At 66.9% G+C, this 22,373-nt stretch carries 17 protein-coding genes; 9 read left to right on the top strand and 8 right to left on the bottom strand.

The window, feature by feature from the left end; translation table 11 throughout:
• The first annotated feature begins 195 nt into the window (after window positions 1-195).
• Window positions 196-1,398, top strand: a complete 1,203-nt coding sequence (locus tag G6R19_RS12750) for a serine hydrolase domain-containing protein (RefSeq protein WP_163165477.1) — start codon at window positions 196-198, stop codon at window positions 1,396-1,398.
• Between the two features lie 33 nt (window positions 1,399-1,431).
• On the opposite strand, the gene G6R19_RS12745 is transcribed toward G6R19_RS12750, so the two are convergent.
• Window positions 1,432-2,670: an MFS transporter gene (locus G6R19_RS12745; protein ID WP_163165475.1), complete on the bottom strand. Its 1,239-nt coding sequence runs from the start codon at window positions 2,668-2,670 to the stop codon at window positions 1,432-1,434.
• A 192-nt stretch (window positions 2,671-2,862) separates the two neighbouring features.
• Between G6R19_RS12745 and G6R19_RS12740 the strand changes: the two genes are divergently transcribed.
• Window positions 2,863-3,129 (top strand): hypothetical protein, encoded by a 267-nt coding sequence (locus tag G6R19_RS12740; protein WP_163165473.1) that lies wholly within the window; start codon window positions 2,863-2,865, stop codon window positions 3,127-3,129.
• Window positions 3,130-3,151: 22 nt separating this feature from the next.
• Here G6R19_RS12740 and G6R19_RS12735 read toward each other — a convergent pair whose 3' ends face one another.
• The gene (locus G6R19_RS12735) at window positions 3,152-4,732 is read right to left on the bottom strand and encodes a serine hydrolase domain-containing protein (RefSeq protein ID WP_163165471.1); all 1,581 of its coding nucleotides are present in this window, start codon (window positions 4,730-4,732) and stop codon (window positions 3,152-3,154) included.
• Window positions 4,733-5,061: 329 nt separating this feature from the next.
• Here G6R19_RS12735 and G6R19_RS12730 point away from each other — a divergent pair, with 329 nt between their 5' ends.
• Window positions 5,062-5,310 carry a hypothetical protein gene (locus G6R19_RS12730; RefSeq protein WP_240341867.1) on the top strand — a complete coding sequence of 83 codons (249 nt, stop codon included), beginning with the start codon at window positions 5,062-5,064 and terminating at the stop codon, window positions 5,308-5,310.
• A gap of 100 nt (window positions 5,311-5,410) precedes the next feature.
• Here G6R19_RS12730 and G6R19_RS12725 read toward each other — a convergent pair whose 3' ends face one another.
• Entirely contained in the window at window positions 5,411-6,415 is a 1,005-nt protein-coding gene (locus G6R19_RS12725) for a bile acid:sodium symporter family protein (protein ID WP_163165469.1), read from the bottom strand.
• Between the two features lie 91 nt (window positions 6,416-6,506).
• Window positions 6,507-7,403, bottom strand: coding sequence for a 2-dehydropantoate 2-reductase (locus G6R19_RS12720; protein ID WP_163165467.1), 897 nt, complete (start codon window positions 7,401-7,403; stop codon window positions 6,507-6,509).
• Window positions 7,404-7,572: 169 nt separating this feature from the next.
• On the opposite strand from G6R19_RS12720, the gene G6R19_RS12715 reads away from it, so the two are divergent.
• The gene (locus G6R19_RS12715) at window positions 7,573-8,415 is read left to right on the top strand and encodes a hypothetical protein (RefSeq protein ID WP_163165465.1); all 843 of its coding nucleotides are present in this window, start codon (window positions 7,573-7,575) and stop codon (window positions 8,413-8,415) included.
• Here G6R19_RS12715 and G6R19_RS12710 read toward each other — a convergent pair.
• The 3 genes from G6R19_RS12710 to G6R19_RS12700 all read right to left on the bottom strand — a co-directional run bounded on the left by G6R19_RS12710 (window position 8,399) and on the right by G6R19_RS12700 (window position 12,665).
• Entirely contained in the window at window positions 8,399-9,094 is a 696-nt protein-coding gene (locus G6R19_RS12710; RefSeq protein WP_163165463.1) for a DUF2306 domain-containing protein, read from the bottom strand. The genes G6R19_RS12715 and G6R19_RS12710 overlap by 17 nt on opposite strands.
• A gap of 235 nt (window positions 9,095-9,329) precedes the next feature.
• Window positions 9,330-12,020: a PEP/pyruvate-binding domain-containing protein gene (locus tag G6R19_RS12705; RefSeq protein ID WP_163165461.1), complete on the bottom strand. Its 2,691-nt coding sequence runs from the start codon at window positions 12,018-12,020 to the stop codon at window positions 9,330-9,332.
• Window positions 12,021-12,173: 153 nt separating this feature from the next.
• Window positions 12,174-12,665 carry a hypothetical protein gene (locus G6R19_RS12700; protein ID WP_163165459.1) on the bottom strand — a complete coding sequence of 164 codons (492 nt, stop codon included), beginning with the start codon at window positions 12,663-12,665 and terminating at the stop codon, window positions 12,174-12,176.
• Window positions 12,666-12,907: 242 nt separating this feature from the next.
• Here G6R19_RS12700 and G6R19_RS12695 point away from each other — a divergent pair, with 242 nt between their 5' ends.
• From G6R19_RS12695 to G6R19_RS12675, 5 genes are all read left to right on the top strand, one after another.
• On the top strand, window positions 12,908-13,930 hold the full coding sequence (locus tag G6R19_RS12695; RefSeq protein WP_205484401.1) for a 3-oxoacyl-ACP synthase III: 1,023 nt from the start codon (window positions 12,908-12,910) through the stop codon (window positions 13,928-13,930).
• Window positions 13,924-16,638: an alpha/beta fold hydrolase gene (locus G6R19_RS12690; RefSeq protein WP_163165457.1), complete on the top strand. Its 2,715-nt coding sequence runs from the start codon at window positions 13,924-13,926 to the stop codon at window positions 16,636-16,638. Before G6R19_RS12695 ends, G6R19_RS12690 begins: the two co-directional genes overlap by 7 nt.
• Entirely contained in the window at window positions 16,635-17,669 is a 1,035-nt protein-coding gene (locus tag G6R19_RS12685; protein ID WP_163165455.1) for an NAD(P)-dependent oxidoreductase, read from the top strand. Before G6R19_RS12690 ends, G6R19_RS12685 begins: the two co-directional genes overlap by 4 nt.
• Window positions 17,670-18,422: 753 nt before the next feature.
• Window positions 18,423-19,766, top strand: coding sequence for a BTAD domain-containing putative transcriptional regulator (locus G6R19_RS12680; RefSeq protein ID WP_240341866.1), 1,344 nt, complete (start codon window positions 18,423-18,425; stop codon window positions 19,764-19,766).
• An 80-nt stretch (window positions 19,767-19,846) separates the two neighbouring features.
• On the top strand, window positions 19,847-20,617 hold the full coding sequence (locus tag G6R19_RS12675) for a type 1 glutamine amidotransferase domain-containing protein (protein WP_163165453.1): 771 nt from the start codon (window positions 19,847-19,849) through the stop codon (window positions 20,615-20,617).
• A 2-nt stretch (window positions 20,618-20,619) separates the two neighbouring features.
• Here G6R19_RS12675 and G6R19_RS12670 read toward each other — a convergent pair whose 3' ends face one another.
• Window positions 20,620-22,251, bottom strand: a complete 1,632-nt coding sequence (locus tag G6R19_RS12670) for a nitrilase-related carbon-nitrogen hydrolase (RefSeq protein ID WP_163165451.1) — start codon at window positions 22,249-22,251, stop codon at window positions 20,620-20,622.
• Window positions 22,252-22,373 lie beyond the last annotated feature (122 nt).

Below are 22,373 nucleotides of genomic sequence, written 5' to 3'. Positions count from 1 at the left end.
AACGCTAGGGAGGGCAGGTTGCGTCTTTGAAGCGGGGAGTTGGAGGGCGGGTTAACGGCGCTGTTCCGGGCGTTCACCTTGGGCTTCGCGCCGGCCTTGACACCCTTTCACGGGCTGAGGAACATCGGAGGTGTCGGTGCAACTGGCGGTCTCCCAGGGGTCCAGCTGTGGTACGGCGTCTCGAAGGGATTTGAGATGCAGTCAGGACGTTTCACCCCGCTCCACGGTGCGGCCGCAGCCGCCGCAGCGCTCGTCTTGTTTGGAGTTGCAGGCTGCACCAGGGCGCCCACCGCGCCGGACCAACAAACGTCGACGCCGACATCGGCGTCCGCCAGTGCCACCGCTACTGCCTCTGCAACCGCAACTGCGCCGGCCTTCGCAGCCGTGCTCAAGAAGTACAGCAAGGACATCCGCGCCGGGGGAGCTACCGCCGTCGTTATCCAGGTGAAGTCGCGGCTGGGTGAGTGGTCCTCGGCGGAGGGAGTCCGGAACCTGGAAACCAATGAGCCCGTCCAGCTGACCGATCAAACGCACGTAGGCGACATCACCATGACCATGGTGGCGGTGTCCGTGATGAAGCTCGTGGAGGAAGGGAAAATCCAGCTGCATGATCCTGTCCAGAAGCACGTTCCGGACTTCGAGAGCATCATCAAGCCGCCGGGACCCATCACCGTCCGCAGTCTGCTCAGCCACCGGTCCGGCATCCCCCGCTACTGGGAAAGCCTCCTCAGGGCCGGCGATCCGGCGGATGGCAAGCGCAGCCACAAGGAACGTTTGGCCGCCGCCGCTGAACCTTGGACGGGAGGATCGGGCAGCCTTTTCAGCTACTCAGGCAGCAACTACTCGGCCTTGGCCCTGCTCGTCGAGAAGCTGCGCGGCCAGGACATCGGTGCGGTCATCGGCACGGACACCGTAGAGCCGTTGGGGCTTCAGGGCACCCACATGACGGGTAACGAGCCTGGTTCGCAGAACCTGATTCACGGGTACACGAAGGCGGAAAGCGGTGAGCTGGTGGACAACGCCCTGGCTCCATTCCACAGCGGTTCCCCGGACACCGGAATGATCTCAACTGTCCCCGAGCTCAATACGTTTTTCGCCGCGCTGCAGAAGGGGACACTGCTGACTCCCCAAAGCGTGGCGGAAATGCACCATCCCAAGTACCAGCAGTACGGGCTCGGTGTTGTCCGCCGCTATGACCCCTGCTCCAATAACGACTACTTCGGCCACCTGGGAGTGGTGCAGGGATACGCTGCCCTGGCGCTGATCAGCGCCGATGGATCGCGGCAGATTGCCATGGCCGTGGCGGGCGCACGGAAGCCCGAGCTGGTTGGTTTTGAGGATCCGGAATCGCTGAAGATGTCAGAAGTGGCGGTGAGCGCGCTCAGCCAGGCGTGCTGAAAGCGGCTGGCTGAAAAGGAAGCGGATCGCCGATTAGTGGCTGCTCTCGCGCTCGCCGACCGGCCGGGGCCGCTTCCACGTGGACTCGCGCGGACCGGGCGGGTAGGCGGCCTTCCGGCCGGCGTACGTGATGACCAGGGCCGCGATCACCGGCAGGGCTGCGGCGGCCGGGACCAGGAGAGGTCCGGCCACTACCAGGGCAGCGGAGCCGTAGAGGGCGCCGATGGTGATGCCCAGCTGGATAGTCAGCACCGTGAGCCCGTTGGCAGCGTCCTTGTTCTCCCGGCCGGCCCGGAGGATGGCCGACTGGTTGTAGATGCCGATGGCTCCCAGCCCCGCGCCCCACACGGTCATCAAAGCCAGGGCGATGGGCAGGTTTCCACCCACGAAGGGCAGCGCGAGCATCGAAGTGGCGATTGCCGCCGTCGTTATCAGCAGCGAACGGCGCGGGTGCGAGTCCACGGTGAGCCCAGCGATCCAGATGCCAAGCAGGCCGGACACGCCGAGGACGGTGAGGGAGAGGCTGATGGCGTAGTCGGGCAGGCCGGCCTCGCGGATGTATGGGGCGATGTAGGTGAAGAGCGCGAAGTGGGCCAGGACCAGCAGCGGCCAGGCGATGGCTACGGGCTTCACGCCAGGCTGGGCGATGGCTGCGCGCATCGACGGGCGGACCTCGCCGGCGCTGCGCCGCACGGACGGGAGGAACAAAAAGCCCAGAACCGCGAGGAGCACGCCGAATCCGGCGAGGGCAAGGAAAGCCGCACGCCAGCCGAGGACCGTGCCCAAGGCCGTCCCGATTGGGGCACCAATAGCCAGGCCCAGGCTGTTGCCGCTGAAGACGATGGCCAGGGCCTTGCCCACCTTGTCGGCCGGGACCACGCGGGCCACGTAGGGAGCCATCGTGGTCCAGAGCAGTCCGTGCGCCAGGCCGCCCACCAGCCGTGCCACCATCGCGAACGTGAAATCGGGCGCGAGGCCCACCAAGGCGTTGCTGAGCGCGAAGGTGAGGACAAGGGCCACCAGCAAGGGCCGCTTCGGTACATTGGCCAGCAGCCGGGCCGCGGGCACCACGGTGACCACAATGACGGCGGCATAAGCGGCGGCAAGGTACCCCGCCACCGGCTCGGACACGTTCAGGCCGGTGCTGATCTGCGGGAGCAGGCCGGACGGCAGCAGTTCGGTGGTAATGGCGGTGAAGGCGATGGTGGCCAGGACCATCATGGCGGCCAGCGGGAAACGCTGGGGAGCCGGCGCGGAAATCGCGGAGGACATGAGGGATGTTCCATTCAAGGGGGAGGGGAGCGGAACCTGGCGCTGCTGGCCCAACAATTCCTCCACCAAGTTTACCCGGTGAACTAAGTGCGTACGTGCAGGGCGGCGTGTTTTCAAAGCGGCGGAGCCGGTATCTGTGCCGCGCAATCTGCGCCACACTTGGAGTTTGGCCCCTAACGAAAGCAGATTCCCTTGATTACCCTCCAGCAGGACGCAGAAGGCTTCATCCGGATGAACCGGCACTACCCGGCCAGCGTCCGCATTAAGATCACTTTCACCGACGGCAGCACCGGTGAGTTCTCAGGGAAAACCCTCAACGACGCCTACGATGCAGCCCTCGCGGAATTCCGTGCGAAGAACGGCCTTGATGCGAAGGGTTACTCCAGGATGACTGCGGGCCGAACAAATTCCGGCAACACGATTGATTTCGTCCCGGTTCATCCCGCTATGGGGGAGTAAGCCGCGCGCTCGCTGACGGTGGTCAAGGCGTTGACCGCATGGTGACGAGCAGCCACACCGTCCGCGGGATGGACCACACGACAGCCAGCCCAAGCACGGGCACCAGCGAGACGCCGACGTCAGGGAACTGCCGGATGATCACCAGGAGATCGGTGTCGAACCGGGCGGGTGCGTAGCTGAGGCACAGCCACAGGGCGAACGCGTCGAGCGCCAAAGTGCCACCGGCCCACACCAGGTGAGTCCAGCGTTTGCCGGCACCGAACCGTCGGTGGAGCAGGACCGAGAGCGCCAGCCAGAGGCTCAGCAGTTCCGCCAGCAGCAAGGCCAGCGAGACCGCCCAGCTGAATTGCTGCAGCCAGTCCTCATACACGACGGCGGGCGCCGGGGGCTGTCCGTGGAGGATCCGCAGGATGTTCGTGTCGATGGCCTTGAGCCGGGAGGGGGCGGCGGTGTCGTTGCCGTTGATGACCAGGGCGACGCCGAGGCCTGAGTCCGGAACCATGGCCAGGTAAGTGTGGCTGTTGCCCCATTCCCCCTGGTGCTCGAGCAGCAGCGGCAAGTCCTCCGAAGCTGGCTGGGCTGCGGGATCGACTGACTCCACGAGCGGCCGCGTGTACCAGCCCATAGCGTAGCCCTTTGCCTCGTCCACCCGGGTCCGGGGCTCGAACACCGCCGCTACACTCTCAGGCTTTAGGATCCGGGCACCCCCGTAACGGCCGCCGTTGAGCAGGGCAATCAGCTCGTGGCCCAGGTCCTCGGCCGAGGAGTGCATGGTGCTGGAGGGCATTCCGGCGGTGGGTGCCGGGACGTCGGTCTGAAGCCAGAACGAGCTGAACCAGCGGGACTGCCCGGCGGCCGCGTTGTCCGACCGTGCTGCGGCGCGGGTGGGATGGCTGTGGACCATGTTCAGGGGCCCAAAGACGTGCTGCTTCAGATAGTCCCCGAAGGGCTGGCCTGAGACGGTCTCCACCAGGACGCCCAGGATGTTGTAGTTGGCGCTGGCATAGTGGAAACGCCGCCCCGGTTCGCCCGCCAGCGGAGAGTCGGCGAGCGCGCGGACTGCTTCTTCGAGGGCTCCCGGGTCCTGTGCAAGGGACGCTTCGAAGGCGGTGTCCCTGGCCGACATGCCGCTGGTCTGGTGGAGCAGCTGCCGGACGGTGATCGCCGACGAACGGGGGTCATCCATGGTGAACCAGGGCAGGTAGGTCTGCACCGGTTCATCCAGCCGCAGGCGCCCGGCCTCCACCTGCTGCATCACCGCGATGGCTGTCAGAGACTTGCTGGTGGAAGCGAGCAGAACGGGCGTCTGGGCGGTCATCGGCCGCCCGTAGGGGTCCGCGCGGCCGAAAGCGGCGGAGTGCACCTGGGTTCCATCCCGGACGACGGCGACGGCGGCACCGGGAATCCCCAGGACTTCGATCTGCTCCCGCAGGAAGGAGTCCACAGCCGCGTAGGTTTGCTCAGTACCCGCGGCATCAGCGCGCGTTGCATCAGCGGCCGCGCGGGCTGCCGGGGATGCCATCGCGGGAGGGGCAGCGCCGAGAGTTCCTGCCAGGAGGAAGCACACCAGCAGGCAGCGCGTTGACCACGAGATAGTCCGCATGGCTGCACCTGCTTCGGCTGACCGTCCCTTCACGGTATGGCCTGGCCCAACGGAAAACAAACACTTGTGACTGTCGTGCGAAGGACGGACGAAGTCCCGTGAGATCGCCCACCTTATTCTGAGTTACTCACATTAATTCCGTAGACTTGTTACCAGGCCGCCGAAGCCCTTCAGTGCTGCCGCAGGGTTAACGTCCCCGCGTGCCGGCAGTCGGCCGCCGCGTCTGACCGCCCATGCTTGAGCCCGCGCCCCCTTCTTCAGTGGCGTGCAGGTGGTACTGCACCAGCATCGGCGACGCCGCCAGGCCCCCCACAACCACAGGAGATCACATGACTCTGCAGCCCGAACTGGCCGTAGCCCAGGAAACCCAAACGACCACCAAAAACAGCACACCGCGTGGCGGCAGCTACGTCAGCCTCCCTGCAGACCGGGAAGTTCCGCTCCGCCGCGTCGAGGGAAACTACGTTTCGCTGCCCGGCGTCCTTTCCGGCAATGCGAACAAAGCCCAGGGCACGTACGTGACCCTTCACTCGGTTCCTGCCGATAAGACGGAAATCAGTTACACGCGCGTCGGCTAACTCACGCAAAACAACAAAGCGCCTGCCGCCCCTTCCGGAAGAAGGGGCGGCAGGCGCTTTTGGTGTGGGCGGTTAATCCGGGTTTCGGCTGGAACTACGCTTACTCCGTGATTGCCGCGGGAACCGGTTCGCCGTCGCGTACAGCAGGAGTGCTGCGGCGTCGCCAATAAGCGGCCAGGACAGCACCGGAAACGTTGTGCCACACGGAGAAAATAGCGCCAGGCAGGGCTGCTTCCGGAGTCAGGTACTGGCGTGCCAGCCCTGCTGCAAGCCCCGAGTTCTGCATACCAACCTCGATCGCAGTGGTGCGCCGGGCGGGAATCGGCAGCCGGAACAGGCGGGCCGCAGCGTAACCGAGGGCGTAGCCCAGGCCATTGTGCAGGATGACCGCTGCGAGAACCAGCAGCCCGGCAGCGAAGATGGCCTTCGCGCTTCCGGCTACCACCGCAATCACCACAGCCGTAATGGCGAGTACCGAAATCCAGGGAAGGGCAGGCAATGCCTTGTCCACGAGGCGCGGCAGGAAGAGGCGGACCACCAATCCCAGCAACACGGGGAACAGCACAATCTGGACGATGGACCACGCCATGGAACCAGCGTCCACCGGCATGTACTGGCCGGCCAGCCACAGTGCCAGCACCGGGGTCAACAGCGGAGCGATCAACGTTGAAACGGAGGTCATCGCCACAGACAAGGCCACATCACCCTTAGCTAGGTATGAGACCACGTTGGAGGCAGTTCCACCGGGGCAGCAGCCCACCAGGATGACGCCCGCGGCCAGTGCCGGAGGCAGCCCCAGCGCCGCCGCGACCAGCCAGCCGAGGAACGGCATGATGGCGTACTGCGCCACGACGCCGATCACCACCGGAACAGGACGCTTGGCAATGACGGCGAAGTCAGGGGGCGTAAGTGTCAGCCCCATGCCAAACATGATGACGCCCAAAAGTGGGTTGATCCACGGGCCCAGCCCGGTGAAGGCTGCCGGCGCGGCAAGCGCTACGGCTCCTCCGGCCAGGATCAGCACGGGAAAGAGAGTGACGGCGATGCGGGCGCTGCGTTCTTCGGCGGCGACTGCCGACGTGGACGGTTGGGATAAAGAAGACATACCTATCGGATTATCACAGCGAGGCTCAGCTCCCCGAATCAGCGTGGCTTGATGACGCACGTGCAGGCCCGGCCGGGGCTGCCGAACATGGTCAGGGCTGAACGGCGGCCCTGACCTGGATGAGGGTGAGGTCCAACAGGGGCGTCGGGACGTTGAGGTTCCGGGCTCTGCGGGCGAGGTCACCGAGGATGTGCTCGGCTTCCGACGGGAGCCCTGCGCTGAGGTCGCGGTACAGGGAGGACGTGAAGGCCGATCCCGGCTCAGTGAGGATTCCGATCGCTTGTGCATGAGCGGCGTCGGAAACGGAATGTCCTGCTGCCGCCGCCACCGCTTCAGTTTCATCGATGGCCGCCAGAATTTTGGACCGCCCGCCGGCAGCGATGATCCGGCCAACCGGCGCCCGGAACAGGCAATTGATGATCCCTGCGGCAGCGATGAACGCCCATTTATCCCACAGTGCGCCTACTACGTCGTCCACTACCGAGAAGTCGACGCCGGGCACGTCCAGAGCTTCGGAAACATCCGCGGGGACAGGGTTTCCGTTCAGCCCGCCCACCATGAGGGAGGTGAGGGGCACCTGCTGGCGGACCACGTCGCCGTCGAGCGTGGCGACAATCCGCGCCAGCCCGCCCAGCACCTGCCCCGGGTACTGCTGCTCAAGCCGGTCCACGTGGGCCATGCCGTTGAGGATGGGAACGATGGTGGTTCCCGGCCCGATGAAAGCCCCGATCTCGCCGAGGACGCCCTCGAACGCGGTGGCTTTGACCGTGACGAGGATCAGATCGAATGGCCCTGACCCGTCCGCGGCAGTGATGGTCTTCACTGCGTGCGTCCGGTCAGCGGTGGGGGAGATGAAGCGAAGCCCGTCGCGGCGAAGGGCCTCCTGCTTGCGCGGCCGCACCAGATACGTGACATCCCGTCCCGCTTCCTGCAGGAGGGTACCGAACGCCCCTCCGGTGGCTCCGGCTCCGACGACGAGTATCCGCATAGGTGCGCACCTTTCCGTGCTGGTTCTCAAGAATGTTGACCGGCACAGGGAGCCATCGAACAGCTGAGCTTTGCAACCGATGTTCCAAGGCTAGGTGCTTTCACCAGGACCTCCCACCCGCCGCCACGTAACGTCCGGCTCAGAAGAGGGAGGCCGTAGACTCGGAGCCATGTCAGCTCTTGGGGGGATGCCGGCGCGGCGCGGAGTAGTTCTGTTCGCTGCAGCCGCCATGGTGATTTCAGTTGCCGGGTGCGAGTACAGCGGCCCGTCCGAACAACCGGCTCAAACATCCCCGCCGGCGGCAACACCGCAGCCCCGGTCCTTTGAGGAAAACGTCGGTGAAGTGGCGCGTTTGCTCGAGGCTTCCCCCGCCGACCCCGGCATGCCGTCAGAGGCGGAACCCGCCGGGAAGCTGTCCGTTGTCCTGGCGCCCGGAGACTACATGGTCACAGGCGCCTGTGCCGGGGTTTACGGCGCCAAGCTCACCATTGTGAAGGCGGACGGCGTTCCGGAGGCGTCTAATTTTGAGTGCACCTCCACGCTGGACCGCTTTGTCAGGCACGACGGCGGGCCCATCACCATCAGCGCGGTTCCACCGTCGGGCAAACCGTCCGCCACGGGCGTCAAAGTGCAGACCAACCCGGACCGCAGGGCTTCGGAGCTGGAGGACGTGTCAGAGTGGGCAGCACAGCAGCTCCAGCCGCACCTACCGGGTGAACTACGTGGCACCAGCAGCGCGGAAACCACCACCACGGCCAGCCTGACGGCCGAACCCGGCCAGTACGAGCTGCACTTCGTCTGCGCCGGACTGCCGGTGGCTGAGCTGTCCGTCTCCTCCTGGGGTGGTGCTCAAGTTCTCGCCCCCGTGCAGGTCCCTTGCAGCGGGCAGGTGTTCCAGGCGCCCGTGCTGCTGCCCACCGAAGGAGTAGACCTCAGGATGGGCCCCGGCGGCCTGGACAGTCGCTTCGCCTACCGGCTCGTTCCACGCGATCAACCTAAGCAGGCTGGATAGCGGGGCGGGGCTTCCGTGCTGAAGCATGTGCCCGGCGGTAGATAAAGTATTCGGCCACCGCCAGGCTCAGAACCCATGACGCCCCGATCAGCAGGGCACGGGTCAGCTCGTCCACCGGACCCACCAGGACAATCCAGGGGATGGTCACCACAACGATGGTTCCCTGGGCGATGCCGATGGCATACGCCCGGGACATCCACTCGCCGTGCCGGACGTAGTTCCGGCGCCGCACGGCGATGAATCCCAGGACGATGAACGCCACCATCGCAGACCCAAACACCAGCCGGAGGATGAGCAGCAGCGGCCCGTCCAAGGGTGGGAGGTCGTAGAAAACGGCCATCCATAAACCGGACAGGGCAGCCAGCAGGCCGGTGGGCGCAAGGATGCGCCCGGCGATTTTGTGCCAGCTTGCCCTGCCCCGCTTACCGCGGCGGAGCGAGGGAACGAACTGAAAAGCGCCCAGCACCAAGTACACGGTGACCGTTGGGATATGGATCAGCATGGGGACAGGCGAATCGAAGAACCGCGCATTATCCGGCGTTATCTGGCCTCCCGTGAGGTCCGTCAGGCGGACAGCCCCGGCGATGATCGGCACGAGGCTGAGGAAGATCAGGGAGGCGGGCACGAGCCACCGGGTTTTGGCGTTTGGGCGGGGGCGGGGAATGGTTGCAGCTGTCATGGGTTTGCCTCTTTGAAGTGGCTGAGCTTTTGCCCTGGCACGGACATCGTTGTTCAAGCCGGGCTGGCGGTGGGAGTCCAGGCGGTGGTGGCCGGAATGACAGTGCCCAGCAGCACCTACTCGTACGGCGTAGGCTCAACGTACTCCACTTGGTCCTGGCAAGCGATAGGCAAGAGGTCCCACGGAACGCCTGGCCTTTGGAAAGCTGACCGCGGCCGCCGGCCTCGCTGAACCCTCAGACGCCGACGACGTCCCCTCCTGGCGTGGCATCCGCACCAACCGGCCGCTCAATGGTGACCGTGCCGGCGTCGCCATCCACGAGGATCTGCTGGCCCGTGGCAAGCCGCTGCGTGGCCACTCCGGTGCCGAGGACGGCAGGGATGCCGTACTCGCGGGCCACGATGGAGCTGTGGCTGAGCGGGCCGCCCACGTCAGTCACCACGGCCGAGGCCATCGCGAACAGCGACGTCCAGGCGGGAGTGGTGATGCGGGCCACCAGGACGTCTCCGGGTTCCATCTGGCCGAAGTCCTGCGGCCCGGCCAGGACGCGGGCGGGAGCGCTGACCCGGCCCGAGCTGGCCCCCACGCCTTTGATGACATCCCCGCGCTGGTGCTGCGAGCCGGCCGGCATCATCGACCCAAACGCCCGTTCCATCCACCGGCTCTCGGGAAGCATTTGCGGGGCGGCGGCCTTCACCTGGCCCCGCCACAGCATCCTCCGCTCCTCGACGGCGGCCGCGCGGACAGGCCGGGCAGCACCGGAAATAACGACGGCGGCCCGCACCCCAGGCGCGGCGAGGCCAAAATCGACGGCGCTGCGCAGCTCCTGGTAGCGCAGCCAGAACACGTCATCCGGCGAAGCGATGACGCCGGAATCCACCAGCCGCTGACCGAGTTCGAGCAGCATCCGCCGCAGCAGCGGCCAGGCAAGGCCGACATCGGCCAGCGCGTCCTCACGGATTGGCGCCACCTCCTGGGCCCACCGGAGCAGACGGAGGAAGGCTGCCCGCCGGCGCGGCCCGAGCCGGCCGGCCATCTGTTCAGTGAGCGACTCCCGGCGTTCGGTCAGCAGCCGCTGCCGCTCATGCGGGTCGGTGCCCTGCCCGCGGAGGTAGAACTTCACCGTCTCCAAGAGCGCGGACGGGTCGTCGGTGGCCACGGGGCTGGCGAAATCAAGGTTGTAGACCGCGTGGCCGTAGAGGTCCAGATGCTCCTGGAAGGCGAAACGCCATTCCTGCCACAGCGCATTGTCCACACCGGCGGGCGCGGAACCCGTGCGCTGGCACTCGGCGAGCGCCGCCGTCGGGCGTTCCAGCAAAGCCGACGTCAGCCCGGGGTCGCTGCGGGCCCAGCCGGCCAGGTCATGCAGTGACTTCTCCGCCCGGATCGGTTCACTGTCGTAGCCGAGGAGGAACGTCTGGGCCGGGGGATCGCCGTCGCGCCGGACCAGCTTGTCGTAGAACGCACGGAAGGAGAGCTCGCTGGTGGCGGCCAGCGGAATGATCGACTGCACGGCGGTGTAGTACACGGTCCCGGCGTCCAGCAATGCCTGGGCGCCCTCCAGCAGTTCCCCGCCGGTGAGCTCCGCCGGGGGCTTCGAATGCCAATCCTTGATCACCCGTTGGTACCGGGGATGCGAAAACTCGCGCCAGCCGGCCACCCCCATGTGCGCCTTGCCGCGGGCCAGCGCGCCCACGGCGGCAGGAGCCTTGCCCATCATCCGCCACATGCCGGAAGTGCGGTAATAGTAGTAGGCGTAGCCGTTGATGGTGGGCATTCTGACGTCGCCGTCGCGGATGACGTTCTTGCCCAGGGCCTCGGCCAGCAAGGCTGTCAGCGACCTCGCCACGGAACCGTCAATCATGTCGGCGAACAGTGGTGACAGCGGGTCGGGGAGTTGTTCCACGATGCTCGCCCGGAAGTAGAGCCCCTTCGGATAGGGCAGGGGCCAGGTGTCCGGGGTGTCAGCCGCCGGTTCGGGCAGCGCCGTGATGGGGCGGGACTGCAGGATAAAGAACCTGCCGGCAGCCCGTGCCCACTCGATGTCCTGTGGTGCGCCAAAATGATCCGTTGCCCGCCGTCCATGACGGACCAGTTCCGCCGCCGCCCGGTCATCGAGCACGGGTTCACGACGGCGGGCTGCCGCCACCGGCTGCTCCCGGGTGCCCTTCTCCGCGTAGGCCGTCATCACGTCCTTGTCGGCTGTCCGCCGCGACACCACGGTGCCGGTCCCGGCGTCGACCACCAGGTCATCGGTGGTGACTATGCCGCTGACGACTGACTCGCCGAGGCCCCATGCAGCACTGATCACCGTCTGGTCGCGCCGGCCGTTGGAGGGGTTGGCGGTGAACATCACCCCGGCTGCCTCGGCCTCCACCATCTGCTGGATGACGACGGCGAGGCGCACCTCCTGCGGTCCCACACCTTCCCGGGCACGGTAGGCCATGGCCCGCGCCGTCCAAAGGGAAGCCCAGCAGTCGATCACCGCCGTGGACAGCTCCACCATGCCGCGCACGTTCAGGTAGGTTTCCTGCTGGCCGGCGAAGCTGGCGGAGTCGAGGTCCTCGGCTGTGGCAGAGGAGCGCACGGCCACCGCCGCCTCTCTGCTGCCGAGATGCCCGTAGGCGGCGCCGAGTTCGGCTGCGATTTCGGCGGGCATGGTGCCGGTCCTGAACAGTGCGGTGATTCGCTGGGAGGCATCCTCGTAGGCCTGCGGCTCCGCCTGCGGTGGCAGCGTGGCGATGTCCTGGATGTCCGCTGCGAGGTGGTTGGCATCCACAAAGTGCGAATAAGCATCGGTGGTGAGGACGAACCCCGGCGGGACCGGCAGCCCGGCGCGGATCAGGCCACCGAGACCCACGGCCTTGCCGCCAGCCACGGCGACGTCGTCTGGCCCCACATCGCTTAAGTCGTTGATATAGGTCATGACCGCGTCCTTGCTGCCCGGGAGGGGCGCCGGGGTGAACTTGGTTCTCCACATACTGGCACTGCCGCGGCCAGGAGGCCACAGCTTTGGGTGTCCTCCACCAGAAGCAGTTCCGCTGTGTTGCCCTACAGCGGAAGTTGGGAGTCTACGCCGTCATTGCTCCGCAGGGCTTAGCCGAAGAGCCGGGTCCGAATCACCGAACGAGGGACGCCGGCCAGACCGGTAAGCGGAGTCGATGACGGGTTCGAGTTCGTCCAGCACTGTGCGGTTCCCTGGAAGGACCACATGGGCCAGGAATTCGGATTCAAGGGTGGCGATGCCTGCCGCAGCCGCCCGGAGTTTGGCGTCTATGGACTGCGACAGGGCGTGCCAAAACCTGCGGGTGGCACGTTCCAGTTCTTTTGCCTTCGCTTCGCGGATGGGGCCCTCCGCTGTGTCCCCGGAACCTGTCAAGGCACCATCAGGATGCGGCAAGGGAACGACGATACGGAATTGCCTTCCGCTGGCCCTGAAGGCGATGGCACTCCGGTTCCCGCGCTGGCTGAACAGAACGTCCGTCGCCCCGGAGTCCACGAGCGCTTGTTGGATGTGTTCCCGGGAAGCCCCGCAACTGAAGGAGTCGCCCCGGGTGTAAGGACCTGTCATCGTCCAACTATGCGCCTTCGGGCCACTCCTTGATACGCATTCACGTCGCGGCGCGCTCCGCGGGCATCATAAAAAGCCATGCCCAGGCGCGCCGCCCCATTCCGTTTTGCTTCCTCTTCCGGTTGGCGGCCCGGGGTTGCACCTGTAACATATCCTAAGCATGCTTACCATCGCGTCTCCGGTCAGTCGGCTAACGTACTGTCAGCGCATGGCTGCAGGACGGACACGAACAGGGGCTCGAATTGGCAGGAAATGCAACCTTCCGGCATAGCAACACCGCGCTGCTTTCGGTGAGCAGTGTGGAGGCTCCGAGGATCGTGAGCTCCACGGATTTCGACCGCAGGCTGGCGTCCACCCTGCAGCGGCTGAAGTTCCCGCCCCGGCTGCTTGAGCGCGTTGCCGGCGTCACGCACCGCCGCTGGTGGGCGGCCGGGACGTCCTTTGATGACGCTGCCGCCGAAGCGGGTGCAAAGGCCCTGGCAGAGGCCGGCGTTGAAGCCTCCGACGTCGGACTGCTGATCAACACCTCCGTCACGCGCCGGAACCTGGAACCGTCCGTCGCGGTGAAGATCCACCACGGACTCGGCCTGCCGTCGTCGGCCATGAACTTCGACCTGGCCAACGCCTGCCTGGGATTCGTGAACGGCCTGACCCTGGCCGCCAACATGATCGACTCCGGCCAGATCAAGTACGCCATGATCGTCAACGCCGAGGATGCCGAGGCCACCCAGGAAGCCACGCTTGCCCGTCTGCAGCGGCCCGAGACCACGCGCGAGGACTTCAACCGGGAGTTCGCCACCCTCACCCTGGGCTCCGGCGCCGCCGCCGCAGTCCTGGGCCCGGCAGACCAGCACCCGGGTGCGCACCGGATCGTTGGCGGTGTGATGCGTGCCGGCACCGAACACCACGAGTTGTGCGTGGGCGGCATTGACGGCATGGCCACCGACACAAAAGGCCTGCTCGACGGCGGCCTCCAGCTCGTCGTCGACGCCTGGCATGAAGCCCGGCCGGAGTGGGACTGGGCCGACATGGACCGGTACGTGACGCACCAGGTGAGCAATGCCTACACGCAGGCCATCATCGACGCCATCGACCTGGACCCTGCCAAGGTGCCCATCACCTTCCCGCACTGGGGCAACGTAGGCCCGGCGTCCCTGCCCATGACCCTCGCGGCCGAAGCGCAATCCCTTGAAACCGGGGACCGGGTCCTCTGCATGGGCGTCGGATCCGGGCTGAACACCGCCATGATGGAAATCGTTTGGTAGGCGCAGACTGGCCCGGCGTGGACCCGGAATGGTCCCGCGAAGTCGAGGTTGTGTCCACGTCTGGAGCCGATGCGCCCGGCACAGTGCGCCGCTGGCACCTGCTGGACAACGGCGCCCAGCTCTCCCGCCTGGGCCTGACTCCCGCCGGTACCCTGCTGTGCGTGCACGGCAATCCCACCTGGTCATACCTGTGGCGGACGCTGCTGGCTGCCGGATCGGATCCGGCCCACCCGTGGCGCGTTGTGGCGGTGGACCAGCTGGACATGGGCTACTCGGAGCGCACCGGCACCTTCCGGCGGCTGGCTGACCGGATCAACGACCTAGGTGACCTGACGGACGCATTTGGCCTGGACGGGAACGTGGTGACGGTGGGCCACGACTGGGGCGGGGTGATCAGCCTGGGCTGGGCCCTGGCGCACCCGCAGCAGCTCATTGGTGTGGTGCTGACCAACACGGCCGTCCACCAGCCTGCCGGTTCAGGTATCCCGCCTGCGCTGCGGCTGGCCCTGCACCCCGCCCTGCACACGTGGGGAACAACGACGTCGGACGCGTTTCTGCGGGTAACTCACTCCCTGGCCCACCCGCCGCTGCCCGCCGATGTCCGGAACGCCTATATGGCGCCGTACCGCGGTGCCGACCACCGGGCCGGGGTGGGGAACTTTGTGGCGGACATTCCGGTGGACGCCTCCCACCCCAGCTTTTCGACGCTCACCTCGGTGGCGGAAGGGCTGCGCGGGCTGAAGGTTCCGGCGCTGATGCTCTGGGGCCCGCGGGATCCCATCTTTTCCGACCGGTACCTCAAGGACCTCATCGGCCGGCTTCCGCACGCGGACGTGCACCGCTTCGAAGGCGCCGGCCATCTTGTGGCGGAGGACCGGAACATCACGGCACCGGTCTTTCAGTGGCTCGCCGCAGACGTCGGTGGCAGCCAAAGTGATTCCCCGGGAGCGGAGCACCTAACGCCCGGCAGCCAAGCGCTGGCCGATGCGGCAGAACCGGAGCCGGCAACCTTCCGGCCCCTGTGGGACCAGCTCGGCGAGCAGGCTTCAGGGCCGGCAGGAGGAGAGACCGCCGTCGCGGAAATGGCGCCGGACGGTACGCTTGCCCGCTCGCTCAGCTGGCAGCAGCTGGACCGGAACATCCTGGACCTCACCGCGGGGCTGAAGGAAGCCGGCGTGCGAAGCGGCAGCCGGGTGAGCCTGATGGTTCCGCCCGGGGTGGACCTGACCGTCGCCCTCTACGCCTGCCTGCGCCTGGGCGCCGTGGTGGTGGTGGCCGACGCCGGACTGGGAACCAAGGGCCTCAGCCGTGCCGTCAAAGGCGCCACCCCCGACTTCCTCATCGGCATCGACAAGGCGCTCGCGGCTGCCTCCGTGCTGGGCTGGCCCGGGCGGCGAATCAGTGTGTGCGATCTTCCGGCCGCCCGCAGTCGGATGCTGGGCGTCGAGGCCTCCCTCGAGGCCCTGGCCCGTTCCGGCACTGGACATGGTTCAGGACAGGTGGCGGACACGGTGGATCCGGATGCGGCTGCCGCCGTCCTCTTCACCTCGGGTTCCACCGGCCCCGCGAAGGGCGTGCTCTATACGCACCGGCAGCTGGCCGCGATGCGGGACACGGTGGCCGCCACCTTCGGGATCCGCCCGGGCTCACGGCTGGTGGCAGGATTTGCACCCTTCGCTTTGCTGGGACCGGCGCTCGGAGCGGTATCGGTAACGCCGGCCATGGACGTCACCGCGCCGCGCACCTTGACGGCCGGTGCGCTCGCCGATGCCGCCGCGGCGATAGACGCCACGGTGGTTTTCGCCTCACCGGCCGCGTTGCGCAACGTCCTGGCCACCCGGGACGGTTTGAGTGCCGCAGGGCGTAAGGCGTTGGAAGGCGTGGAGCTGCTGCTGTCTGCCGGCGCCCCCGTTCCGGAACCGCTGCTGGCCGAGGTGCAGCGGCTGCTGCCCCGGGCCTCGCTGCACACCCCGTACGGGATGACGGAGGCGCTGCCGGTCACCGACATTAGCCTCGAACAAATCCAGGCCGCCGACGCCGACGCTGCCGCCGGCGCTGAGAATCCCGCCGGCGCTGTTGCGGGAGCTGGCAACGGCGTGTGTGTGGGGTTGCCGGTGCATGGCGCCCGAGTGGCCATCGTCCCACTGGCCGCGGACGGCACCGCACCCGGGTCCCATCCCGTGACCGAGCCCGGCGTGACGGGGGAGATTTTGGTCAGCGCGCCGCACGTCAAGGAAGCGTACGACAGGCTGTGGCTGACGCAGCAGGAAAGCGCCGGCCTGCCTGGATGGCACCGCACCGGCGATGTGGGGCACTTCGATGCCGCCGGCCGGCTGTGGGTGGAGGGGCGCCTCGCCCATGTTGTGACGGCGCCCGGTGCCGTCGTGACGCCGGTGGGTGCCGAACAGGCGATCGAACGGCTGGACTCCGTCCGGCTGGCGGCGATTACCGGCGTCGGACCGGCGGGCACCCAGGCGGTGGTCGCCGTCGTCGAGACCCTCCCTCCTGCCCGGAAAGCCGGCCCTGCTGCGCCGCAGCTCGCCGGTGATGTCCGCAGGGCGGCCCGCGAGGCCGGCGTCCAGGTCTCCGCTGTGCTCGAAGTCCCCGCACAGCCCACGGACATCCGGCACAACGCCAAGATCGACAGGACCCGCCTGTCCCGCTGGGCTTCACGGGTGCTGGCCGGCGGCCGGCCGGGAAAGCCATGAGGGTCCTCGTCACGGGCGCCAGCGGGCTGCTCGGGGGAGAAGTGGCCCGGCTGCTGGTCCGCCAGGGCCATGATGTGGCCACCTTCCAGCGCCGTCCATCGGGGGTCGACGGCGCCACGGACTTCTGCGGGTCCGTCACCGACGAGGAAGCGCTCCGGGGAGCAGTGGAAGGCGCAGAAGGAATCATCCACCTGGCCGCGAAGGTTTCCTTCACGGGCCGTGCCGCGGAGTTCGATGAGGTGAACGTCGAAGGGACCCGCCGCCTGCTTCAAGCCGCGCGGGCGGCCGGGGTGCAGGACGTGGTGTTTGTGTCCTCCCCGTCCGTGGCCAATTCCGGTGCCGCCATCGCCGGGCTGGGCGCGGAGCCGGCGGACCCTAAGCGCGCACACGGGGACTACTCCCGCACAAAGGCCGAGGCGGAGCTCCTGGCGCTGGCGGCGGACGCTCCGGGCTTCCAGGTCGCAGTGGTGCGCCCGCACATCGTCTGGGGTCCGGGGGACACGCAGCTGGTGGAACGGGTCCTGGCCCGCGCCAGCCGCCGTCGTCTGCCGCTGCTCGACGCCGGCGCGGCCTTGATCGACACCACCTACGTGGACAACGCCGCCGCGGCTATCGTCGCAGCCCTGCACCGCATGGAACACGTCCATGGCAGGGCGGTGGTGGTGAGCAACGGCGAGCCGCGCCCGGTGGGTGAGCTGCTGGCGGGCATCTGCGCTGCGGGCGGCGTCCCGGCGCCGTCGTGGTCTGTGCCGGGTGCCGTGGCACGGGCTGCAGGAGCCGTGGTGGAAAAGCTCTGGACCCGGGCAGGGCGGCAAGAGGAGCCGCCGATGACCAGGTTCCTCGCCGAGCAGCTCTCCAACGCCCACTGGTTCGACCAGCGCGAGACCCGGGAACTCCTCAACTGGACGCCCGCCGTCTCGATTGATGAGGGGCTGGCAAGGCTGGCCGATCACTATCGGTCCCATTCAGGAGCAGGAGCGAGGGTTTACAATCGTTTACCGATGTCGTCCAATGGGGCGAGCAATATCTGAATAATTTCCATCGGGGAGCGATGACTGGGACATCAGCGGTAAATCCGAATGCAGCTGGGAAAGCCGGGCCTGTGGAATTGGGTCGCGGCCCTGCGCGGGGAGCTGCGTCCAATCTCATCGAGCAACCAGGGAAACTGGATCACCTGGTGTGTTGCCGGGACGCGGAGTGGCGCCGGGCCCTTTGCGGCCACATTGAAAACGAGCCGGCACTGCTGCATGACTCGGATATCGTGTGCACGGGGTGCATCGAGGCTGCTGAACGAATGGGTGTGCTTCCCGGGGACCGGCAGTGCCCTGTCGACAAGCATCCGTGTCCGGATGAGGCGGAATTGCAGCGCATGATTGATGAGCGAACCTCTGGCACCTGACCTGTGGTCGGGCGGGCGCTCGAGCGGGCGCAGTGATTCCGTAACTTACGGGCGCCGTGGTGTTCGACTCGGAATTTTCCCAAAAAATGAGCGCCAACGGCTGGCTGCCCGCCAGGAGGAGCCCCCGTGGCACTACCTAGGTTTTTCCAACCTTCGGCATGGATCATGATCCGGGATCTCACCAGCGCAAACGGCTTCCGGGCAGCTCACTTTCCCCGATTCTTCGCTGCGTGTCCGCTCAACAATTTCTGCGTAGCTGTGCCCTGAAGCAAGTACTCGACGGAAAGCCGGCACAAAAAAGCGAGTACTGAGCACTGTGGTTTGTGCGTATACCCGCCACTTCAATGGGAACCACGCAGCACAGGACTACTTGGGGGATACCACCGTGATTACCTTGGAACTGCCGAACAAAACCGGCCAGGCGAGCCTCGTTCCCGAAATGCCGACAACGACGCCGGCGCTTTCGATTTCGGTTTTCGGCCCGTTGACCATCCGCCGGGGCGACATCGAGCTGAGTGCCAACGACCTTGGCGGGCCCAAGCCCCGCCAGGTCCTCGAAATTCTCCTGATGAATTTTGGCACGGCAGTGTCGAAGTCCCGGCTGATGGATCTGCTGTGGGGCGGGAACCACCCGGCCGCTGCACTGGCCACCCTTGAAAGCTATGTCAGCGTCCTCCGGCGCAACCTGCAGCCCGGTACCGGGCGGACAGGTCCCCTGCGGACGGTCACCGGCGGCTACGCCATCGACCGGTCATTGGTGGAACTGGACCTGGACCGCTTCGAAACGCTGACCAAAAAGGCGTCCAAGGCCGAGCCCCGCCTAGCGCTTGCACTGCTGACCGAAGCACTGGACCTGGCTTCCGCTCCACTGCTGGGAGACGAGCTGCTGCCGGCGTGGGCCGAGGAGGAGCGCGCCGCGCACGCAGCGCGCGTCGGCCTGGCACGCGTTGCGGCTGCGGACATCGCGCTCTCCGTGGGAGAAACGGGCAAGGCCATTGCCTGGGCCGGGGCGGCGGCCAAGGAGGATCCCCTCAACGAGCGGGCATGGACGGCGTTAATCCTTGGCCTTGAGCAGAATGGCGAGAGCACGGAAGCCTTGCGGGCTTACGACCGCTGCCGCAGGGTCATGGATGAGGAACTGGGCTGCGCCCCCGCTCCCACGCTAAGGGAGGCACAGGCAAGACTCCTGAGGAGCACCGCATCGTCAGGTCCTGCATCGTTCGGGGGCCCTCGTCCCGCGGTCACGGAAAATCGTCCCGTGGCCGCGACGGCCACAAAGCCAACGGACTGCCTGCGCATCCTGATCGTTGATGACCACACCACGTTTTCCGAGCTGTTGGCCGGGGCGCTGGACCGTGAGCCGGACCTGCAAAGCGTAGGGGCGGCGAAGTCCGTGGAATCTTCGGTGACGATGTTCCGGGACCTTGCGCCCGACGTCGTCATCATGGATCTGCACCTCCCCGACGGAACCGGGCTCGACGCTGCCGGGCGCATCCTCTCGGAGGCGCCGGAGACCAGGATCATCATGCTGACGGGAAACCCGTCCCAGGAAGCCCTCAGTGAGGCCGCCCGCACGGGCATCTGCGGATTCCTTCCGAAAGACGGCGCCCTGGGCGCCATGCTGGACACCCTGAGGCACGCCCACACTGGCAGCATGATTGTGCCTCCGGCGCTGCTGGCCGGATGGGGCAGCGCCGCAGATTCCGTGCCGATACCTTCAGCGGCGTGACCCGGCAGTTCACCATCCACGACGCGGAGGGCCCGGCTTAGGCTGCGCGTAGGGTGGGACGTGGACGAAAGGAGCACTTCATGAAGAAAATCCTCATGGTACTGACCAGCGTTTCCGAGATCGGCGATACGGGAGAGAAGACCGGCTACAACGTGGCCGAGGCTGCACACCCGTGGAAGGTGTTCAAGGATTCCGGGCATTTCGTCGACTTTGCGTCCATCCAGGGCGGCCAGCCGCCGCGCGACGAGGTGGACTCGAAAGACCCCATCCAGGTCGCCTTCACCGAGGACGAGACCACGCGTGCCGGCCTGTACAACACTGCCCGGGTGGACGTGGTGGATCCGGACCAGTACGACGGCGTCTACCTCGTGGGCGGCCACGGCACCATGTGGGACTTCCCGGACAGCGAAGGCCTGCAGAACCTGGTGGCCAGCGTCTACAACGCCGGGGGACTGGTGGGCGCGGTCTGCCACGGACCGGCCGGACTGCTGAACGTTGAATTGGAGAACGGGCTACGCCTCGTCGAGGGCCGGAGGGTGGCCGCCTTCACCAACGACGAGGAGGTTGCCGCAGGGAAGGACAAGGTCATCCCGTTCTTCCTGGCAGACCGGCTCGAGGAACAGGGCGCCACCCACGTCTCCGCCGGTGTCTTCGAGGAAAAGGTGGTGGTTGACCACCGGCTGGTGACCGGTCAAAACCCGGCGTCGGCTGCCGGCGTGGCCAAGGAGATGGAGAAGCTTTTCGCAGAGGTCATCCACCAGGAAAAGGCCGAGGAACAGCATGTCGCCGAGGCCCTGCGCGCCGAGAAGGACGCTGTGAAGGCTGCCGCCGCCGGGGAAGAGGAGCGGTAACCCTAAGGGTCTCCGTCTGGACGGGCGGCGGAGTTACCTGAACCGGCGTGCCCGTCACTGGTCCCGCGGTGCCGTCTTGGTCGGAATGCTGCGGCGGTGAGGACCAGGATCCCGGCAGCACTCGCCCAGGCGAACGTGTCACCAACCACCGGGTACCAAGTGCTGGTGCCTTCGGTGGGCACGGATGCCACCAGGGTTTGCTCCTCCGCTACGAAGTAGTCGGACTTGTGGCCCAGGAGGCGGCCCTGGGAGTCCGTGGCGAGGGAGATGCCCTGGCGGGTGGGGCGGACTACGGCCGTACCGTTCTCGATGGCACGGAACGGTGCCTGTTGCGCGTGCCAGGCGGCGATGCTGTCCCAGTCGCTGGAGGGCAGCAGGAGGATGTCCACCCGTGCGGCTCCCGCCTGGCGGACAAGGTCCGGGAAGAAGTCGTCCTGGCAGATGATTGTCGCGAGGCGACCGTAAGGCGTGTCGACGCTCGGGATGATGCCCGGGCCAGGGCCCTGTCCGTCGCCGGGCGTGGGTTTGGCCTTTTGGTAGTCCCAGACCACCGCACCGGTTGGGTCGAGCATGACGGCGTGGTTCTCGTTGACCGGTCCGCCGTCATTCGAGCCACCGGCCAACTGCACGATCATCGAGACCTGCAGGTAGACGCCGTGCTCGCGGGCCAGGTCCGCAGCCCGGGCGACGACGTTGGCCTGGTCTTCCTCCAGCGTCCGGGCCGCGGCCTCAGACCAGGCAACAATCCTAGCGCCGGCGGTGGCCTCCAGCTCGGACCGGTCGAACAGCTCATCAAGCACTGGTGTGAAGTGCTCGTCCCGCACCGAGGCCCGTTCGGCAGGACTTGCTGCACGGAGGTTGGGGGCGCTGTAAGCCAGCTCGGACAGTTCCCGGTCGGGTGCAAGGGCAGCGACGCGGACGGTTTCCGCGCCGGGCGCGGTGAAGGCCAGCCGGCCTCCACCGAATAACAGCGCGGCGACGGTGGCGGCCGTGAACAGCCCGACCGGGGACATCACGCCAGAGCCGGACCATCCTCGCTCCCACACCTCGTTGACCACCGGCGGGAACCAGCTGACCAGGAAGGTCAGGCCCCAAATGCCCGTGGCGGACACCAGTTGCAGGAGCGGCAGCCCGGCATACTGCGAGTACGCCGTGCTGCCGGCGGTCCCAAACGCGTTGCCGATCGTGCCCAGGAACTCAATGGTTGTCACCGCCGCAGGAAACACCAAGGTGCGGGGAATGCCGGCCAGACGTGGTGCCAGGACACGGTCCACGGCGAACGGCAGCGCGCCGCCCAGTCCGAGGGCGGCGATGAACAGGTAGTATCCGGGGCCGTCGTCGACAGGGAAGAAGCCACCCCGCAGCCCGATGGACAGCGCGCCCGACATCGCCAGCACCAGGACCGGATACCCCACCAGCAGCCGTTGGCTGCGGGTGAAACGCAGCAGGAAGACGGGCGCCAGCCAGGCCGCCATCGGAATGAGCGTCTGGAGGTTGGCGAAAGGCAGCAGTGCGGTTCCGACGACAAGCCAGATCCATGGCCACCATTCGCGGCGGACGGACCCGGGTGAGCTCTGCTTGCGGCGGTTCGCGCCAACGTCTGGTGGGACTGCGCCTGTAGCCAGCCTCTTCATGGTGATTCCTCGGGATGGAGTTTCCGGGAACGCGTACACCGGATACGCGGCACATGCGAGTCCGTCAACAACGGCGCCACGACGACGACGGCCATGCTGCCCGTAGGTGGCGGCACACACAT

This window comes from Arthrobacter sp. Alg241-R88, from assembly GCF_900537115.1.
Classification (GTDB): Bacteria; Actinomycetota; Actinomycetes; order Actinomycetales; family Micrococcaceae; genus Arthrobacter.
Note: the sequence above shows the minus strand (reverse complement) of the source record. Positions and strands in the feature narration are given on the sequence as shown.

What these genes read in the sequence shown, in the direction of transcription:
- G6R19_RS12685 (WP_163165455.1), top strand. Translation starts at nt 16,635, where the DNA reads ATGAGGGTCCTCGTCACGGGCGCCAGCGGGCTGCTCGGGGGAGAAGTG.
- G6R19_RS12745 (WP_163165475.1), bottom strand. Translation starts at nt 2,670, where the DNA reads ATGTCCTCCGCGATTTCCGCGCCGGCTCCCCAGCGTTTCCCGCTGGCC.
- G6R19_RS12725 (WP_163165469.1), bottom strand. Translation starts at nt 6,415, where the DNA reads ATGTCTTCTTTATCCCAACCGTCCACGTCGGCAGTCGCCGCCGAAGAA.
- G6R19_RS12730 (WP_240341867.1), top strand. Translation starts at nt 5,062, where the DNA reads ATGACTCTGCAGCCCGAACTGGCCGTAGCCCAGGAAACCCAAACGACC.
- G6R19_RS12700 (WP_163165459.1), bottom strand. Translation starts at nt 12,665, where the DNA reads ATGACAGGTCCTTACACCCGGGGCGACTCCTTCAGTTGCGGGGCTTCC.
- G6R19_RS12705 (WP_163165461.1), bottom strand. Translation starts at nt 12,020, where the DNA reads ATGACCTATATCAACGACTTAAGCGATGTGGGGCCAGACGACGTCGCC.
- G6R19_RS12715 (WP_163165465.1), top strand. Translation starts at nt 7,573, where the DNA reads ATGTCAGCTCTTGGGGGGATGCCGGCGCGGCGCGGAGTAGTTCTGTTC.
- G6R19_RS12750 (WP_163165477.1), top strand. Translation starts at nt 196, where the DNA reads ATGCAGTCAGGACGTTTCACCCCGCTCCACGGTGCGGCCGCAGCCGCC.
- G6R19_RS12735 (WP_163165471.1), bottom strand. Translation starts at nt 4,732, where the DNA reads ATGCGGACTATCTCGTGGTCAACGCGCTGCCTGCTGGTGTGCTTCCTC.
- G6R19_RS12710 (WP_163165463.1), bottom strand. Translation starts at nt 9,094, where the DNA reads ATGACAGCTGCAACCATTCCCCGCCCCCGCCCAAACGCCAAAACCCGG.
- G6R19_RS12720 (WP_163165467.1), bottom strand. Translation starts at nt 7,403, where the DNA reads ATGCGGATACTCGTCGTCGGAGCCGGAGCCACCGGAGGGGCGTTCGGT.
- G6R19_RS12675 (WP_163165453.1), top strand. Translation starts at nt 19,847, where the DNA reads ATGAAGAAAATCCTCATGGTACTGACCAGCGTTTCCGAGATCGGCGAT.
- G6R19_RS12670 (WP_163165451.1), bottom strand. Translation starts at nt 22,251, where the DNA reads ATGAAGAGGCTGGCTACAGGCGCAGTCCCACCAGACGTTGGCGCGAAC.